Origin of the sequence: Frateuria hangzhouensis (assembly GCF_026410505.1) — a bacterium.
GTDB classification, from domain to species: Bacteria; Pseudomonadota; Gammaproteobacteria; order Xanthomonadales; family Rhodanobacteraceae; genus Frateuria_A; species Frateuria_A hangzhouensis.
The window spans coordinates 1-17,387 of the sequence record NZ_JAPMIU010000006.1; the positions used below are offsets into that span (position 1 = coordinate 1).

The 17,387-nt window shown below is 66.7% G+C and carries 12 protein-coding genes and 2 tRNA genes; 2 read left to right on the forward strand and 12 right to left on the reverse strand.

Annotated features, from left to right (window positions below):
• Positions 1-419: 419 nt before the first annotated feature.
• Positions 420-494 (reverse strand) — tRNA-Val (locus tag OSC30_RS07975).
• 129 nt (positions 495-623) lie between these two features.
• The gene (gene uvrB, locus OSC30_RS07980) at positions 624-2,654 is read right to left on the reverse strand and encodes an excinuclease ABC subunit UvrB (protein ID WP_267171324.1); all 2,031 of its coding nucleotides are present in this window, start codon (positions 2,652-2,654) and stop codon (positions 624-626) included.
• A gap of 151 nt (positions 2,655-2,805) precedes the next feature.
• Here uvrB and OSC30_RS07985 point away from each other — a divergent pair, with 151 nt between their 5' ends.
• Complete coding sequence (locus OSC30_RS07985; RefSeq protein WP_267171325.1) at positions 2,806-3,351, forward strand: GspH/FimT family pseudopilin; 546 nt, start codon at positions 2,806-2,808, stop codon at positions 3,349-3,351.
• Positions 3,352-3,918: 567 nt separating this feature from the next.
• Here OSC30_RS07985 and OSC30_RS07990 read toward each other — a convergent pair.
• The 7 genes from OSC30_RS07990 to grxD form a co-directional block, all read right to left on the reverse strand.
• Positions 3,919-3,995, reverse strand: a tRNA-Asn gene (locus OSC30_RS07990).
• A gap of 39 nt (positions 3,996-4,034) precedes the next feature.
• Positions 4,035-5,459, reverse strand: a complete 1,425-nt coding sequence (gene ppnN, locus OSC30_RS07995; RefSeq protein ID WP_267171326.1) for a nucleotide 5'-monophosphate nucleosidase PpnN — start codon at positions 5,457-5,459, stop codon at positions 4,035-4,037.
• 283 nt (positions 5,460-5,742) lie between these two features.
• Complete coding sequence (locus OSC30_RS08000) at positions 5,743-9,012, reverse strand: TonB-dependent receptor (protein ID WP_267171327.1); 3,270 nt, start codon at positions 9,010-9,012, stop codon at positions 5,743-5,745.
• A gap of 235 nt (positions 9,013-9,247) precedes the next feature.
• Positions 9,248-10,966: a bifunctional ornithine lipid synthase OlsF gene (gene olsF, locus OSC30_RS08005; RefSeq protein ID WP_267171328.1), complete on the reverse strand. Its 1,719-nt coding sequence runs from the start codon at positions 10,964-10,966 to the stop codon at positions 9,248-9,250.
• 197 nt (positions 10,967-11,163) lie between these two features.
• On the reverse strand, positions 11,164-11,760 hold the full coding sequence (locus tag OSC30_RS08010; protein WP_267171525.1) for a YhgN family NAAT transporter: 597 nt from the start codon (positions 11,758-11,760) through the stop codon (positions 11,164-11,166).
• A gap of 162 nt (positions 11,761-11,922) precedes the next feature.
• Entirely contained in the window at positions 11,923-12,690 is a 768-nt protein-coding gene (locus tag OSC30_RS08015) for an SDR family NAD(P)-dependent oxidoreductase (RefSeq protein WP_267171329.1), read from the reverse strand.
• A complete protein-coding gene (gene grxD / locus OSC30_RS08020) occupies positions 12,687-13,013 on the reverse strand; it encodes a Grx4 family monothiol glutaredoxin (RefSeq protein ID WP_267171330.1) in 327 nt (108 codons plus the stop codon). Before grxD ends, OSC30_RS08015 begins: the two co-directional genes overlap by 4 nt.
• 112 nt (positions 13,014-13,125) lie before the next feature.
• On the opposite strand from grxD, the gene OSC30_RS08025 reads away from it, so the two are divergent.
• Positions 13,126-13,704: a superoxide dismutase gene (locus OSC30_RS08025; RefSeq protein WP_267171331.1), complete on the forward strand. Its 579-nt coding sequence runs from the start codon at positions 13,126-13,128 to the stop codon at positions 13,702-13,704.
• Positions 13,705-13,750: 46 nt separating this feature from the next.
• Here the strand turns inward: OSC30_RS08025 and OSC30_RS08030 are convergent, their stop codons facing one another.
• The 3 genes from OSC30_RS08030 to purE form a co-directional block, all read right to left on the reverse strand.
• Positions 13,751-15,253, reverse strand: coding sequence for a SulP family inorganic anion transporter (locus tag OSC30_RS08030; protein WP_267171332.1), 1,503 nt, complete (start codon positions 15,251-15,253; stop codon positions 13,751-13,753).
• A gap of 402 nt (positions 15,254-15,655) precedes the next feature.
• The gene (locus OSC30_RS08035; protein WP_267171333.1) at positions 15,656-16,831 is read right to left on the reverse strand and encodes a 5-(carboxyamino)imidazole ribonucleotide synthase; all 1,176 of its coding nucleotides are present in this window, start codon (positions 16,829-16,831) and stop codon (positions 15,656-15,658) included.
• Positions 16,828-17,331, reverse strand: coding sequence for a 5-(carboxyamino)imidazole ribonucleotide mutase (purE, locus tag OSC30_RS08040; RefSeq protein WP_267171334.1), 504 nt, complete (start codon positions 17,329-17,331; stop codon positions 16,828-16,830). Before purE ends, OSC30_RS08035 begins: the two co-directional genes overlap by 4 nt.
• Positions 17,332-17,387 lie beyond the last annotated feature (56 nt).

Sequence of the window (17,387 nt, forward strand, 5' to 3'; positions counted from 1 at the left end):
ACGAGGAGAGACCCAAGGAGGCTTTGGGAGGCATGACGCCTGCGGCCTATGCACAGCGCCTGGCAAAGACAGATACGATCAACCCCGGACTCTAAACCCGACCGCTACTGAAAGCGGGGGGACGTCGCAAGGGTATGCGGTTAGCTCAGCGGTAGACGCTGGAGCGAAGCGACAGGACACACGCTCAGTGTGTCCCTACCTTCACTAGGTAGGGCTAACTCTAAGGGAGACAGGAGCTTAGCTATGGATGTGCACACATAGCCCTGTGCACAGGCATACGTCTTTGCTTGCCAAAGACACCGTGCACATTGACCCCTGTGAACGAGGGGCTTATTTTGTGAATGTTCTCTAGGGAGAAATGAAAAAGGGAACCCTCTCGGATTCCCCTTTTCCACCTGCTAGATCAACAGGTTAGTTCTTGGTGGGCGGTACAAGGATCGAACTTGTGACCCCTACCATGTCAAGGTAGTGCTCTACCGCTGAGCTAACCGCCCAAGAGCCGCGAAGTTTAGCAAGGGCGGGCGGGGATGCCAAGCTTTTTGGGTGGGTGGGACCGAGGCCAGGGCGGCCCCTCGCCCCAGCCCTCTCCCCGGAAGGAGAGGGAGCTCGGAGCGGCGCCGGGCTCAGCTTTGGAGGGTCTGCTCGCGCAGTTTGTGGATCTGGTCGCGCAGCTTCGCGGCGTCCTCGAACTCCAGGTTCTGCGCGTGTTTGTACATCTGCGCTTCGAGCTTCTTCATTGCGGCGGCGGCCTGCACGGGTGTCAGGCCGGCGTACTCGCCGGCGCCTTCGGCGACCGCCCTGCCCCGCGCGCCCTTGGCGGCCTTGCCTTTGCCGCGCCCAGCGGGCTCGGCGCGGGCGCCTTCCATGATGTCGGCGATGCGGCGCACGACGGTTTGCGGGGTGATGCCGTTGGCTTCGTTGTAGGCGATCTGCTTTTCGCGGCGGCGGGCGGTTTCATCCATCGCGGCCTGCATCGAGCGGGTGACTTCGTCGGCGTAGAGAATGGCCTTGCCGCGCACGTTGCGGGCGGCACGGCCGATGGTCTGGATCAGCGAGCCGGTGGAGCGCAGGAAGCCTTCCTTGTCGGCGTCCAGGATCGCCACCAGCGAGACCTCGGGCATGTCCAGGCCTTCGCGCAGCAGGTTGATGCCGACCAGCACGTCGAACTCGCCCAGGCGCAGGTCGCGGATGATCTCGCTGCGTTCGATGGTCTCGATGTCCGAGTGCAGGTAGCGCACTTTGATGTCGTGTTCGGAGAGGTATTCGGTGAGGTTCTCGGCCATGCGCTTGGTCAGCGTGGTGACCAGCACGCGGTCGCCCATGGCGATGCGCTTGTGCACTTCGCCGAGCAGGTCGTCGACCTGGGTGCGCACCGGGCGCACTTCCACTTCCGGATCCACCAGCCCGGTGGGGCGCACCACCAGTTCGGTGACGGCGTCGCCGGACTTCTCCAGCTCGTAGTGGCGCGGGGTGGCGGAGACGTAAATGGTGCGCGGCGCGCGCTGTTCCCATTCCTCGAAGCGCAGCGGGCGGTTGTCCATCGCCGAGGGCAGGCGGAAGCCGAATTCGACCAGGGTCTCCTTGCGCGAGCGGTCGCCCTTGTACATGGCGCCGAGCTGCGGGACGGTGACGTGCGATTCGTCGACCACCAGCAGCGCGTCGGGCGGCAGATAATCGAACAGGGTCGGCGGCGGCTCGCCTGGGCCGCGCCGCGTCATGTGGCGCGAGTAGTTCTCGATGCCCTGGCAGAAGCCGACCTCGGCCATCATCTCGATGTCGAAGCGGGTACGCTGGTCCAGCCGCTGCGCCTCGACCAGCTTGTTGTCCCTGTAGAGCTGTTCGAGGCGCTCCTTGAGCTCGACCTTGATGGTCTCGAGGGCGTTGAGCACGCTCTCGCGCGTGCTGGCGTAGTGGGTGCGCGGGTAAACGGTATAGCGCTGGACCTTGCGGACGGTCTCGCCGGTAAGCGGGTCGAACAGCGAGAGCTTTTCCACCTCGCCATCGAACAGCTCGATGCGTAGTGCCTCGGTTTCCGATTCGGCCGGGAACACATCGACGATCTCGCCGCGCACGCGGTAGGTGCCGCGGCGCAGCTCCATCTCGTTGCGGGTGTACTGCAGCTCGGTGAGCTGGTGGATCAGCTTGCGCTGGTCGATGCGCTCGCCGGTGGAGAGGATCAGGCGCAGCGAGAGGTAGTCCTCCGGATCGCCCAGGCCGTAGATGGCCGAGACGGTGGCCACGATGATCGCGTCGCGCCGCGAGAGCAGCGCCTTGGTGGCGGCCAGGCGCATCTGCTCGATGTGGTCGTTGATCGAGGAATCCTTCTCGATGAAGGTGTCCGAGGCGACTACGTAGGCTTCGGGCTGGTAGTAGTCGTAGTAGCTGACGAAGTACTCCACCGCGTTGTTGGGGAAGAACTCCTTGAACTCGCCGTAGAGCTGCGCGGCCAGCGTCTTGTTCGGCGCCAGCACGATGGTGGGGCGCTGCACCTTTTCGATCACGTTGGCGATCGTGTAGGTCTTGCCCGAGCCGGTGACGCCCAGCAGCGTCTGCGCGGCCAGGCCGGCCTCGAAGCCTTCGCTGAGCTTGGCGATGGCCTGCGGCTGGTCGCCGGAGGGTTTGTACGGGGAGACGAGCTGGAAACGGTCGGTCATGGCTGACGGATATGCGGGCGGATGGGCCGATCTTAAAGGCGCCCTGCTGACAGGCTCTGTCAGCACAGACTGACCGGCCGAAGGCGTTCAGGCTGCTTCCGGCGGCCGGCCCCGCGTCCGATGATGCCGGCTCCTCGCAGGGAGCGACGGCATGGCAGGGACGCTGGGAAGCAGGCGCGACAGTGCGCGCGGCATCACGCTGGTGGAACAGGTGATGGTGGTGGCGATCCTGGCGATTCTGGCCGGTATCGCCAGCCCGTCGCTGGCCGGGTTGGTGCGACGTGGGCGGGTGCAGTCCGCGCAGATGGATTTTCTCGAGGGGCTCGGCTTTGCGCGTGGCGAGGCGGTGCTGTTGCGGGCGCGGGTGCTGTTCTGCCCCACGCGCGACCGGGTGCATTGCAGCGACGAGAGCCGCTGGGACAGTGGCTGGCTGGTCGGCGTCGACCGGGATCGCGACAACCAGCCGGACGACGCGCCGCTGCGCGTGGGCGACGGGCACACGCGATTGCTGATCCAGAGCAGCGTCTCGCGGCAACACGTGGCATTCCTGCCCGACGGCAGCGCCAGCGGCAGCAATCTCACCCTGGTTTTCTGCACGCCCGGGGGCAGGCAGGAACCGCTCGGCGTGGTGGTATCGAACTCGGGCCGGGTGCGCGGGAGCCGGCCGAGGGGCGAGAAGGCCGAAGCCTGTTCGTAGGGTGGGCTTCAGCCCACCATGGCCCAACGCACCAGATCCAGCGAGGCTGAAGCCCGCCTTACGAGCGGGCTACGCGGCGTCAGGACTGGTGGGCTGAAGCCCACCCTACGTCGCTATACCGGCTGTTCACGGGGTGGGTGACACAACGGCCCGAACATTCCCATGTTCGAGGTGCCTCATGGCCTTCGGGGACAACGGCCACCGTCCTCCCTCACCGCCCAAGCCGCCGCCTGACGCCGGCCCGCTGCTTGCCGCGGCGCAGCGGCACCTGGAAAGCGCGGGCGTCTCGGCATGTCTCGTGCGTAGTCCCGAGGGTGATCTGCTGGTTGCCGTGGGTGCGCCCTCGGACAAGCTGTTTGCGATGTTAGCGAGCCAGTTGCCGGCTGCGCGGAGTGGCGATTGAGCTTCCTCGGCGCTCGTTTGGCGCGGTGACAGAAGGCCTCCCCCTCTGCCCCGGCGGGGCCGGGAAGAGGGAGTTTGTCTGCACGCACCATGCAGGCATGGGGACGAACGATCCGGCAGGCAAAAAAGAAAAGGCCTTGCATCGCTGCAAGGCCTTTTCGCATATGGCGCCCGAAGTTGGACTCGAACCAACGACCCCCTGATTAACAGTCAAGTGCTCTAACCAGCTGAGCTATTCGGGCGGGGCGAGCTGCGTAGTTTGAATAGCGACGCGCGGCCTGTCAAGCGAGCGAAGCGGCCTCTTTGCCTTCCGCGCGCACGCGGTAGCACGGCACGTACGCGGAGCCGCCGGGGAGTTTCATGCGGTGCTGGCTGACGAAGGCCTGCAGCAGGGCGTCCAGCGCCCGCATGATGTCGGCTTCGCCGTCGATGTCGAACGGGCCGTTCTCCTCGATCGCCCGCACGCCCTCTTCCTTGACGTTGCCGGCGACGATGCCGGAGAACGCGCGGCGCAGGTCGGCGGCCAGTTCGTGCTGCGGCCGGCCGCGGTGCAGGGCCAAGGCGCGCATGGCCTCGTGGGTCGGGCGGAACGGCAACTGGAAAGCGAACGGAATATCCAGCGCCCAGTTGAAGAAGAACGCGTCCTTGGTATCCAGGCGGTGGTTGCGCACCTTGTCGATGCCCTTGACCATCGCGCGCGCCACGGCGGCCGGATCGTCGACGATGATCTGATAGTGCCGCGCCACTTCGTCGCCCAGGGCCAACCGCAGGAATCGGTCGATCTGCTCGAAATAGGCGGCCGACTGCTTCGGCCCGGTGAAGATCAGCGGGAACGGGATGCTGGCGTTGGACGGGTGCAGCAGGATGCCGAGCAGGTAGAGGATCTCCTCCGCCGTGCCGACGCCGCCGGGGAACACCACGATGCCGTGCGCCATGCGGACGAAGGCCTCCAGGCGCTTCTCGATGTCCGGCATGATCACCAGCTGGTTGACGATCGGGTTGGGCGATTCGGCGGCGATGATGCCCGGCTCGGTGATGCCGATGTAGCGGTTGTTGCGCCGGCGCTGCTTGGCGTGGGCGATGGTGGCGCCCTTCATCGGCCCCTTCATGGCGCCCGGGCCGCAGCCGGTGCAGATGTCCATGCCGCGCAGGCCGAACTGGTAGCCGACGGCCTTGGTGTATTCGTATTCCTCGCGCGAGATCGAGTGGCCGCCCCAGCAAACGATCAGGTTGGGGTCGATGTGCGGCTTGAGGATGCGCGCGTTGCGCAGGATCTCGAACACCGCGTGGGTGATGCCGACGGTATCGTCCAGGTCGAAACCGCCCTGCTCCAGCTGCGTGGACACGTAGACGATGTCGCGCACCACCGCGACCAGCAACTCGTTGATGCCGCGGATGATCTGGCCGTCGACGAAAGCCTGCGCCGGGGCGTGGGAAAGCTCGATCTTGATGCCGCGATCCTGCTGCAGCACCTGGATGTCGAAATCGGGGTATTGCTCGAACATCGAGCGCGGGTCGTCGCTGATGTTGCCGGAAGTGAGCACGGCCAGGGCGCAGCGGCGCAACAGGGCGTGCAGCCCCGAGCCGCTGGCGTCGCGCAGGCGGGCGACTTCGTTGCGCGAGAGGATGTCCAGTCCGCCCGCCGGCGAGATGCGCGCACTGACGGTGACGGGCTTGCCGGCATGGCCGGCGTGGGTGTCGTTCATGGGTGAATCTCCTGCCGCTGACGGTGTCCGGCCTGATGCCGGCGCCGTGGCGGACCGCCTAGCTTCCCGCGGGCGCGCGGCACGGTCAAGCCGGAACAGGCGGCTGATCGGCCGCCTGTTCCCTGTAGGAGCGTCCTTGGACGCGACCGGGACGGCGGTCGCGCCCAAGGGCGCTCCTGCAGGGGATTTCGAACATGTGGTCGTTCGAGGTCCGGGAAATCCCGACGCATAAAAAAGCCGGCGCCCTTGCGGGCGCCGGCTCTTGGTGGTGCAAACGGCAGGATCAGAAGCTGTAACGCACCGTCAGCATCGCCGACCAGCGGGAAACCACGCTGGTCTTGGTGTTGCGGCCGGCGTCGTAGATGATCTTCTGTTCCGGCTGGTAGTTGCCGTCCTCGTCGGTCGGCAGGTCGTAGATGTAGCGACCTTGGGCGTCCACGCCCGCGTAGTCGGCCAGATCCCGGGTGTACGGGAAGCCGATGTAGCTGACCTGGCCCCAGTCGTTGTTGAGCATGTTCAGGAAGTTGTAGATGTCCAGGCGGATCTCGCCCTTGTTGCCCTCGAAGATGCCCGGGATTTCCTGACGGAAGCTCAGGTCGACCTGGTTAACCCACGCCGAGCGCGTACCGTTGCGCTTGGCGATCTCGCCCTGGTGATCGCTCAGGTAGCTGTCGTTCTGGATGAAATCGTAGAACTGCTGGATCACCGCCGGATCGGTGCCCTCGGCGAAGGTGACGTTCGTGTCGTTCACCGCTGGGATGTACACCAGGTCGCTGGCGTAGGAGTCGCCATTGGCGTCGTTGCCGAAGGTCCAGCTGTAGGGCTGGCCATTATGGCCGTCGTAGAACGCGCTGACGCTGGTGGCGTAGTTGCCGAAGAAACGATGCTGCCAGGTCAGGGCAGCCGTGACCCGGCGACCGACGTTGTAGTTGGAAGTCGAGGCGACGTCCTCGTTCGGATTGACCCACACATTGTTCTTGAAATTCGAGCTGGCCTGGCTGGAGGTGCCCGGGTTGACCTCGGTCGAGTGCCCCAGGGTCACGCCCACGCTGCCGAACCACGATTCCGAGAACGGCTTCTTCAGCGACAGGGTCAGGCTGTCCGCATGGCCCTTGTGCGTGTTGGTCAGGTAGGTCGAGCTGCCCGAGAAGTCGTCGTTCGCGTTGGCGCGCGCGTCACGCGAGTTGGACTCCTCGCCCGGCGTGGCCCAGTACTGGTTGCGGCCATCCGGCAGCAGGCCGGTCGGCGTGCCGATGTTGATGTTCTGGTACAGGATGCCGTTGCGCACGTCGATGTGCTGGTACTCGGCCGAACCGACGATGCCCCACCACGGCAGCTCGCGGTCCAGCGCCAGGCTGAACTTCCACACCGACGGCAGCTTGAAGTTCGGGTCGATGGTGTCGACGTTCATCTGCGCACCGGCCGGCGGCGGCAGGTTCTGGTTGAACGGGTCGGCGCTGAACACCGGCAGGGTGTTGCCCGCGCCCGGCACCAGCCCTTCGTCGTTGAAAACCTGGTAGGTGGCCGTGGTCATGCCGTTGTTCTGGTACGGGTTGGTCGCCCACACCGTCGGCGGGTTCGACTGGAACAGGCCCACGCCGCCACGCAGCTGGGTCATGCGCTCGGTGTCGAAGCTGTAGTTGAACGACAAGCGCGGCTCGACGACGCGCATGCCGTCGATGGTGGCGTCGTTGCGGTAGCCGAAGGCCTCTTCGAAGGCCGGGTTGTACACCGGCTTGTCATTGGTTTTGGCCAGGTTCACGCGCACGCCGTACTGCAGCGACAGGTTGTCGCTGGCCTGCCAGGTGTCCTGCAGGAAGAAGGCGTACTGGCGCATGGTCCACTGGGCGGCCACGTCGTCCAGGGTGTAGCCCGGCGCCGGCTGGTACAGGTTGTACTCGCCGTAGATGCCCTGCTCGAAGTTGTCGATGCCGTAGAACGTGTACGCGCCGAACTGGGTGCGGCCGAACAGGTTGTAGATCTCGTTCTGCTGGAAGTCGACGCCGCCCTTGAGGGTGTGGTCGGCCAGGTAGTAGGTGCCGGCCAGGAAGCCGCGCCAGGTCTTGACGTCCAGCACGTTGTAGTGGCTGTACTGGTCCTCGCCCAGGTCGACGTAAGGACGGCCACCGCTCTGCGTGCCGTCGTCGTTGTCGAAGCGGGTCACGTCGACGTAGACCTGCGGCTGCTGGGTGTTGACCGAACGCTCCTGCTGGAAGCGCTGGTAGCCGATCTTGGCCTCGGTGGAGAAGTTCTCGGTCCAGTCGTCGAAGAAATGCAGCACCGTGTTCTTGGTGTCGCTGTTCTTGGTGTACCAGTAGCTGGTCAGGCCGATCGCGCTGGAGCTGTTGCCCTGCACGATGGGCTGGGTTTCCTTGGTGCTCTGGTAGGTCAGGCTGGCGCGATGGTTGTTGGAGATGTTCCAGTCGATCTTGGCCAGGTAGCGCTTGTCTTCCAGGTCGACGTTGCCGCCGCTGAAGGTGCCCGGGGTCAGGCCCAGCGCGTTGGCGGCATTGATGATGCGCTGCAGGTCGCCGGGGGAGACCTTGTTGTCGGTGGATGGGCCGTTGCCCAGGCTCGTATCCAGGCCGTTGGCCGAGTCGGCGCCCAGGCCGATGGTCTTCTCCTGCTCGTAGTTGACGAAGAAGAACAGCTTGTCCTTGACGATCGGGCCGCCCAGCGTGGCGCCCGCGGTCCAGTCGCGCTTGTAACCGTTGTACGGCTCGTCATCCAGCTCGCCGACCAGCTTGTCGGCGTTGCGGTAGGCGTAGTAGACCGAACCGTGGAAGTCGTTGGTGCCGGACTTGGTGACCGCGTCGATGCTCGCGCCCACGGCGTCGGAGGTGACGTCGTAGTTGGCGGTGGAGATGTTGTACTCCTCGATCGTGTCGACCGAGATCGGCGAGCCGACGTACGGCAGGCCGTTGGAGTTCAGGCCGAAGGGGTCGCCCTGGCCGACGCCGTCGACGCTGATCGAGTTGTAGCGGCTGTTCATGCCCATCATCGAGATCGAGCTGTCGCCCGGATCGGTGATGGAGACGCGCGGATCGAGGCGCGCGATGTCGGTGATCGAACGGCTCGGCGACGGCGTGGCGACCAGCTCACGGTGCGAGACGTTGGTGCCGGTGCCCTTGTTGTCGGGCGAGAAGGTGGTCATCAGCGCCGAGGCGGTGACGGTCACGCCGCTCAGGTTCTGCGCCTCGACCGCGGCCATCGTCAGGTTGACGGCGGAGGTCTGGCCCAGCTGCAGGTAGACATCGTCCTGCTCGCCCTGCGCCATGCCGGACTTGGTCGCGGTGATGTCGAACGGACCGCCCACGCGCAGGCCCTGCGCGGTGTAGCGGCCGGCGGCGTCGGTGGTTACCACCTTGGTGGTGCCCGAAGGCTCATGCACGATCTGCACGGTGGCGTCGGCCACCGGCTGGCCGGAGGCGTCGACCACCTGGCCGGTCACGGCGGAGGAGGTCACGTTCTGCGCGATGGCAGGAGCCGCGCCGACCGCCAGCAACGTGGCGATGGCAAACGGCAGGGCCTTGGCACGAATAGGACTATTCATCGTTATATCGACCTGTATTGGTTTGCAACGGAAAAATTCGATGTCGGGACAAAAACACACCGTTGCCGGGCATGAGCCAGGCTGGCGTTCTCGCGTGTGTTCTTTCCCCTAACTTCTTGGCGCAGCTATCGTCCAGCAGCGATGGGGCCACCCCATCTACCGACCAGTTGTTAAGCAAACTTAACGATAGTTTATGACAAGACGGCGTCCGAATCACCCCTTTGCAGGGGGCGATTCACGCACTGTTCCTGCCCAGGTAGCGCGCGCGCTTGGCCGGCTTGAGGGTCGCCAGGTCCAGCATCACCAGGCCGTCGACGCAGCCGGAGAAACCCGGATCCTCCCCGAAATCCAGGAACTGCACGCCCTCGGGGTCGACCAGGTCGACGTACTGGCGGTAGAGCACCGGCAGGCTCACGCCCAGCGCGTCCAGGTGATGCTTGAGCTGGCCCAGGCCAGCGTGGGCGTCGAGCCCCTCCAGCGCGCGGCGGACCATCCCGATGACATCGGGCGAGACCACGAATGGCTGCCTCGCCGAGGCCAGCCCCGGCGCGCCGAAGTAGTGCTGATGGGCCGCGGCGATCCACTCGCGCGCCTCGCGCGGGAGGCTGACCGACATGCTCACCGGGCCGAACAGGTAGCGCAGCTCCGGATGCCGCTGCAGGTACAGGCCGATGCCCTGCCACAGCTGGTCCAGCGCGCGCGAGCGCCAGTAGGCCGGCGCGATGAAGCTGCGGCCCAGTTCCAGCCCCTGCGCCAGGCGCGATTCCAGCGCCGGGGAGTAGTTGAAGAGGCTGGAGGTGTAGAGCCCGGACGGGCCGCGCTCGGCGATCAGCCGCCCGCCGTGGCCGAAACGGTAGGAGCCGACGATGCGCAAGGCGGCCGGATCCCACAGCACCAGGTGCTCGTAGTGCGGGTCGAAGGCGTCCAGGTCGCGGCGCGCGTTGGTGCCCTCGCCCACCTTGCGGAAGGTCAGTTCGCGCAGGCGGCCGATCTCGCGCAAGACGGTGCTGTCGGCGGCGCCCTTGAACAGCCACGCCTGCTTGCCGTCGCTGAGCTCGGCCAGCTTCTCGCCCTGCGCAAGCAACTCGGCGGCCACCCGCTCGGCCGGTTCCGGATGGGCCAGCGGCACTTGGCCACCGAAGATCAATCCGCGCCGGCGGCCGACGCGGTACACGTGCCGGCGCATCAGCTTGGCCGCCTGCTCGGGCGAGCCGCCGCTGCGCTCGAGCAATTCTTCCGCGCTGACCAGCGCACCCACGCTGAAGCCGATCCGCCGATGGATCGGCGCCACGGCCTCGCGCGGCAGCATGGCGGTGCTGAGCGGCTTGGCCAGCATGGACAGGCCGTAGAACATGGCCGAGTTGCGCGCGGCCACGTGGACCGGCAGCACCGGCGCGCCGCTGCGCTTGGCCAGGCGCGCAAAACCATCGGACCAGGCGCCGTCGCGCACGCCACCGGGACCCATGCGGGACACTTCGCCGGCGGGGAACACGATCAACGCCTCGCCCTGCTCCAGCGCGCGATAGATGTCGCGCATCTTCGAGGCGGCGCCCTTGCCGAACACGTCCACCGGCAACAGCAGGCGCCGCAGCGGTTCGATCGAGGCCAGCCAGTCGTTGCCCAGGATGCGCACGTCCGGCCGCACCGAACCGACCAGGTGCAGCAGGGTCAGCGCGTCGACCATGCCCAGCGGATGGTTGGCCACCACCAGCAGCGGGCCGTCGACCGGGATGTTCTCGCGCTCGCGCGGGCTGGCGTGGTAGCTCGCGCCGAGCACATCGAGTGCGCGCTCGACGAAATCGAAGCCCTCGACCTTGCCCACCGCGTCGAGCACGCGGTTGAAGCCCGCCTCGTCGGCCAGGCGGCCGAGCAGGCCCGCCACCGGGCGGCGGATCCGCGGGTGCTGCGCCAGCCATGGCAGGCGTTCGAGTAGCGACCGTTCAACGCTGAGCATGACCGTCTCCTGATGTGCTTCGCCCATGCTGGGAGGCGAGTATGACAGCAGCACGACGGCACCAGAACGCCGCCGACGCACAAACATGCGCACGCGCACGGTTTGCAGCGGAGCGTCGTAGGGTGGGCTTCAGCCCACCGCTTCTGTGCCGCCATCGAGGATGGTGGGCTGAAGCCCACCCTACGAGGTGCGTTCCCTCAGATCTGCATATGCAGGAATGCCGCCACGCCACCCATGAACATCTGCACGGACAGCGCGATCAGCAGCATGCCCATCACGCGCTCCAGCGCGGTCAGCACGCTCTCGCCCAACCAGCGGAACAGGTAGGTGGAAGACAGCAGGATCACCGACGTCGCCAGCCACGCCAGCAGCAGCGCGATGGCCCAGTCGGCGGTGCGTCCGGGCGAGGTGTTGGTCAGCAGCAGCAGCGCGGCCATCGCCGAGGGACCGGCCACGCCGGGAATCGCCATCGGCACGATGAACGGCTCGCCCTCGCCCGGCTTGCCGAAGATGCCGCCCTCAGGCGGCGGAAACACCATGCGGATACCGATCAGGAACAGCACGATGCCGCCGGCGATGCTGATCGACTCCTGCTTGAGCTGCAGCACCTTGAGGATGTGCTGGCCGCCGATCAGGAAGCCCAGCAACACACCCAGCGCGATAAGCAGCTCGCGGATCATTACCACGCGCCGGCGCTTGGGCGGCACGTGCTTGAGCAGGCTCAGGAAGAACGGGATGTTGCCCAGCGGATCCATGATCAGGAACAGCAGGATGCCCGCCGACAGGGTGGTCATCTGCGCTTCCATGGATGGGCTCCTTCGGGTGGTGAATGGGGGACAGGATGCCACGCACGGGTTGCCCGGGCATGGCGGTGGGGCTTCAAGGCGCAACTATCTGGCCCCTCCCCTTCAAGGGGAGGGTTGGGGTGGGGTAGGTTTCCCCCGCAGAAACGGCAATCAGGCCAGACGCAGATCCAGCATCGCGCCGCGCGCGGCCGCCCCTTGCGGCCCCAACAGCCACACCGCCGCCGCGGCCGCCGCATCGGGCAGCGGCTGGGTGTTCGGGTCCTCGCCGAAATAGGCCAGGTGGCGCAGCGCCGTGCGCATCGGCGCCGGCAGCAATGCATGGGTGCGAACGGCGGTGGTGTCGGTCTCCTGGTGCAGGATCTCGACGAACCGTTCCAGCGCCGCCTTGGATACACCATAGGCGCCCCAGTGCGCGCGGTTGACCAGGTCGGGGTTGTCCAGCACGAACACCACCGCGGCGTCCGCCGCCTTGGTCAACAACGGGAGGCAGGCCTGGGTCAGGGCGAAGGGCGCGGACACGTTGATGTGCAGCGTGCGCAGCCATTCGTCCGGCTTGTGCATGGTGATCGGGGTGAGCCCGCCGAAACTGGCGGCGCAGTGCACGATGCCGTCGAGCCGGCCAAGGTCGCGCCCGAGCCCGTCGGCGAGCGTCTCGTAGTCGCGCGGCGTGGCCGCCTCCATGTCCAGCGGGTGGATCACCGGCTCGGGCAGTTGCTCGGCGACGATCAGGTCGTAGAGCTGCTCCAGCTGGCGCTTGCGCTTGCCGGTGATCACCACGGTGGCGCCGGCACGCGCCGCGGCCAGCGACACCGCGCGGCCCAGGCCGCCATAGGCGCCGGTGACCAGCACCACGCGGCCGGCCAGGCTGTCGGCCGCGGGCATCGCGTCCTGCGGCAGGCGGGCGATCGGCAGCGTCATGCGCCCACCGCGCCGTTGACGTCGGCGGCCATGCGCGCCAGTTCGCCGGAGGACTTCAGGTCTTCGACGATGTCGCAACCGCCGATCAACTCGCCGTGGATGAACAGCTGCGGGAAGGTGGGCCAATTGGCGAAGTGCGGCAGCGCCGCGCGCACCTCCGGTTCGGCCAGCACGTTGACGGCATGGAAGGTGGCGCCGGCGTCCTTCAGCGCCTGCGCGGCGCGGCTGGAAAAGCCGCACATCGGGAACTGCGGCGTGCCCTTCATGAAAAGAACCATCGGGTGCTCGGCGAGCACCGCCTTGATTCGCTCGTTAACGTCCATAACTGGGGAGTTCTACAATGCGTGCAGGACCACAAGTGTATCAGCCGAGCACGGCCTGCCGCCCGGCGGCCCTGCCCCGGTTCCCTTTAGCCGCAAGCCCAAGGAGTCCCTCATGGCGATCGAACTTCCCCCCCTGCCTTACGAAAAGAACGCGCTGGAGCCGAGCATCTCCGCCGAGACGCTGGAGTTCCATCACGACAAGCACCACGCCGCTTACGTGACCAACCTCAACAAGCTGATCGCCGGCACCGAGTTCGAGGGCATGGCGCTGGAAGAGATCGTCCGCAAGTCCTCCGGCGGCATTTTCAACAACGCCGCGCAGACCTGGAACCACACCTTCTACTGGAACTCGATGGGCCCCAACGGCGGCGGCGAGCCCACCGGCAAGCTGGCCGACGCGCTTAACAAGGCGTTCGGCTCGGTCGAGAAGTTCAAGGAAGAGTTCGCCAAGATGGGCGCCACGAACTTCGGCTCCGGCTGGACCTGGCTGGTGCAGCGTCCGGACGGCTCGCTGGGCATCGTCAACACCTCCAACGCCGGCACGCCGATCACCGGCAGCGACAAGCCGCTGTTCACCTGCGACGTTTGGGAACACGCCTACTACATCGACTACCGCAACGCCCGTCCGAAGTACCTGGAGAACTTCTGGAACGTGGTGAACTGGGAGTTCGCCGCCAGCAACATGGCGTGACAAAAACGGGGCCGTCGGCCCCGTTTTTTGTAGGAGTCAGCGCAAGTCAGCCCAGACGGTCGTCGGCCAGGTGATAGTGCGGATCCTGCCCGGGATCGACCTCCACCATGCTGCCGGCCTTGAGCAGCAATTCGGCGCAGTCCGTACTCAGGTGCCTCAGGTGCAGGCGCTTGCCGCGCTTCTGGTAACGCTCCGCCAAAGCGTCGATCGCCTCGATGGCCGAGTGGTCCATCACCCTGGCTCGGCCGAACTCCACCACCACTTCGGCCGGGTCGTCCTTTGGCGAGAAAAGGTTCTGGAAGCCTTTGGCCGAAGCGAAGAACAGCGTGCCCTCCAGCTCGTAGACCTTGCTGCCGTCGACCTCTATCCGGGTGCGCACCGTGATCTGCTTGGCATGCTCCCAGGCGAACACCAGCGCCGAGATCACCACGCCCAGCACCACCGCCACCGCCAGGTCGGTGAAGATGGTGACCACCGTGACCGCCACGATCACCAGCGCGTCGGCGCGCGGCACCTTGCCCAGCACGCGCACGCTGCCCCATTCGAAGGTCTTGGCCGCCACCACGAACATCACGCCGATCAATGCGGCCAGCGGGATGCGCTCGATCAGGCTGGAGCCGAACAGGATGAAGCTGAGCAGCCCCAGTCCCGCCACCACGCCGGACAGGTGGTGGGTGGCGCCGGCGCCGACGTTGATCATGCTCTGGCCGATCATCGCGCAACCGCCCATGCCGCCGAACAGCCCGGTGACCACGTTGGCGGTGCCCTGCGCCAGGCATTCGCGGTTGGGCTTGCCGCGGGTGTCGGTCATCTCGTCGATCAGGTTGAGCGTGAGCAGCGACTCGATCAGGCCGACCGTGGCCATGATCAGCGCGTAGGGGAACACGATGCGCAGCGTCGCGAGGTTCCACGGCACGTCCGGCAGATGGAAGCTGGGCAGGCCGCCCTTGATCGAAGCCAGGTCGCCGACCGTGCGCGTCTCGATGCCTGCAACGTTGGTGAGCAGGGCGATGGCCAGGATCGCCACCAGCGCCGAGGGCACCGAGCGGGTCAGGCGCGGCAGCAGATAGATGATCGCCATCGCCAACGCCACTAGCCCCAGCATGGTCCAGAGTGCCTGTCCGGACACCCATTGCCCGTGCTGCTGGAAGTGCGGCAGCTGGGCCAGGAAGATCACGATCGCAAGGCCATTGACGAAGCCAAGCATCACCGGGTGCGGCACCATGCGGATGAACTTGCCCAGCCGCAGCGCGCCGAACAACAGCTGCAGCAGCCCCATCAGCACCACGGCCGCGAACAGGTATTGCACGCCGTGCTGAACCACCAGCGCCACGATCACCACCGCGATGGCACCGGTGGCGCCCGAGATCATGCCCGGGCGGCCGCCCAGCACCGCGGTGATCAGGCACATCATGAAGGCCGCATACAGGCCGGTGAGCGGATTGACGTGGGCGATCACGGCAAAGGCGATCGCCTCGGGGACCAGCGCGAACGCGACGGTCAGACCGGACAGGATGTTGTTCCTGGCCAGGGCCGGGGAGAGCTTCATGAGAGAACCTTCGACAGCAACAGATCACACCTCCGCGATGACTGCAGAGGGCGTTCCATGGAATTCGGGGAGCGCCGCGACGGATGCCGCGCGCAGGAAGGAACGTGCTGTAGCGAAGGCGACTTACACTGGCGGAAACTCTCGCGCGGCTGCGCGGGTCGCGCAATTCGGCCGCGCAGGATAGCAGACGCACGCAGGACACCCGCGGCGCCCCGGAAAACCGAGTACCGACACCCTACTCCACGCACGCAACCGCATACGTGGGCCGGCTCACCTCTCTGCAAGCGAATAACCCCTTTCGCGCGATACGTGTAGGAGCCCACTTGTGGGCGATGCCCTTACGCCTGATCGCACCGCCAAAAGCATCGCCCACAAGTGGGCTCCTACCGGGGCACTGGACGCTCACGAGTTTTTCCAGATCCCCTGCACGAGCACCTGCAGCGCGGGATCGGCCTGGTCGTCACGCCCCAGCGAACGGGCGACATGGCCGACGCGCTCGGCCAGCGCGCGGGCGTCGGGCGCACACACCGTGGCATGCCCCACCTTGCGGCCGGGACGTGCCTGCTTGCCGTAGTCGTGCCAGTGCGCGTCGGTGGTGGTCAACACCGGCGCCGGATCAGGCAACTCGCCGATCCAGTTGAACATGCACGACAGCCCGCGCGCGCCGGTATCGCCCAGCGGCAGGCCGAGCACGGCGCGCACGTGGTTCTCGAACTGGCTGGTGTAGGCGCCCTCGATGGTCCAGTGGCCGGAGTTGTGCACGCGCGGCGCCATCTCGTTGCCCAGCAGCTGGCCGTCCTTGACGAACAGCTCCAGCGCGAACACGCCTACGTAGTCCAGCCGTTCGGCCAGCGTGCGCGCCAGGTCGGTGGCGCGCTGCTGCAGGCGGTCGATGTCGGGGGCCGGCGCGAGGCTCAGGCTGAGCACGCCGTCGGTATGCCAGTTGCGGGTCAGCGGCCAAGTGCGGAAATCGCCGTCGCGGCTGCGCACGGCAATCACCGACAGCTCCCGTTCGAACGGCACGAAGGCTTCCAGGATCAAGCCGTGAACCGCCGCCTGCGCACCCAGCGCGGCCCAGGCGGCGTCGGCGTCCGCCGGCGTTTTCAGGCGAAACTGGCCCTTGCCGTCGTAGCCCAGCCGGCGAGTCTTGAGGATCGCCGGCGCGCCGACCTCGGCGAGGGCACGCTGCAGGTCTTCGCGGGTGTCCACCGCCACGAAGGCCGGCGTATCGAGCCCGCATTCGCGGAACAGGGTTTTCTCGGCCAGCCGGTCCTGCGCCACCGCCAGCGCCCCCGGCACGGGCGACACGGCCACGCGTTCGGCCAGCCAGTGCGCGGTTTCGGCCGGCACGTTCTCGAAATCGAAAGTGACCACGTCGACCATGGCAGCGAAGCGCGCCAGCGCGTCATAGTCCTTCCAGTCGGCCACCACCAGCGGCGCGACCTGCCCGGCGCAGGCGTCGCCGGCGCCGTCGACCACCAGCGTCTTGACGCCCAGAGGCGCCGCGGCCAGTGCCAGCATGCGCGCCAGTTGGCCGCCGCCGAGGATGCCCAGCACGGGCTGGCGACGCTCGCTCATGCGCGCGGGTCCGGCTGGTCGAGCACGGTCTGCGTCTGGCGGGAGCGAAAATCGTCCAGCGCCTGCGCGATGGCCGGGTCGTGCAGTGCCAGCACCGAGGCGGCGAGCAGACCTGCGTTCACCGCGCCGGCGCGGCCGATCGCCAGCGTGCCGACCGGGATGCCGGCGGGCATCTGCGCGATGGACAGCAGCGAATCCATGCCATTGAGCGCCTTGGACTGCACCGGCACGCCGAGCACCGGCAGCCGCGTCTTGGCCGCCAGCATGCCCGGCAGGTGGGCGGCGCCGCCGGCACCGGCAATGATCACCTCGATGCCGCGCTCCACCGCCTCTTCGGCGTAGCGGAACAGCAGATCCGGCGTGCGATGGGCGGACACCACGCGCACCTCGTGCGGCACGCCCAACTGCTCCAGCACGGCGGTCGCGTGCTCCATGGTTTCCCAGTCCGATCGGGAGCCCATCACCACGCCTACGCGGGCGGGCCTGGCGGTCGAAGTCATGGTTCTGCCACCCCAAAAGCACTATTGTACGGGCTTTCCGCACGACACCCCACCGC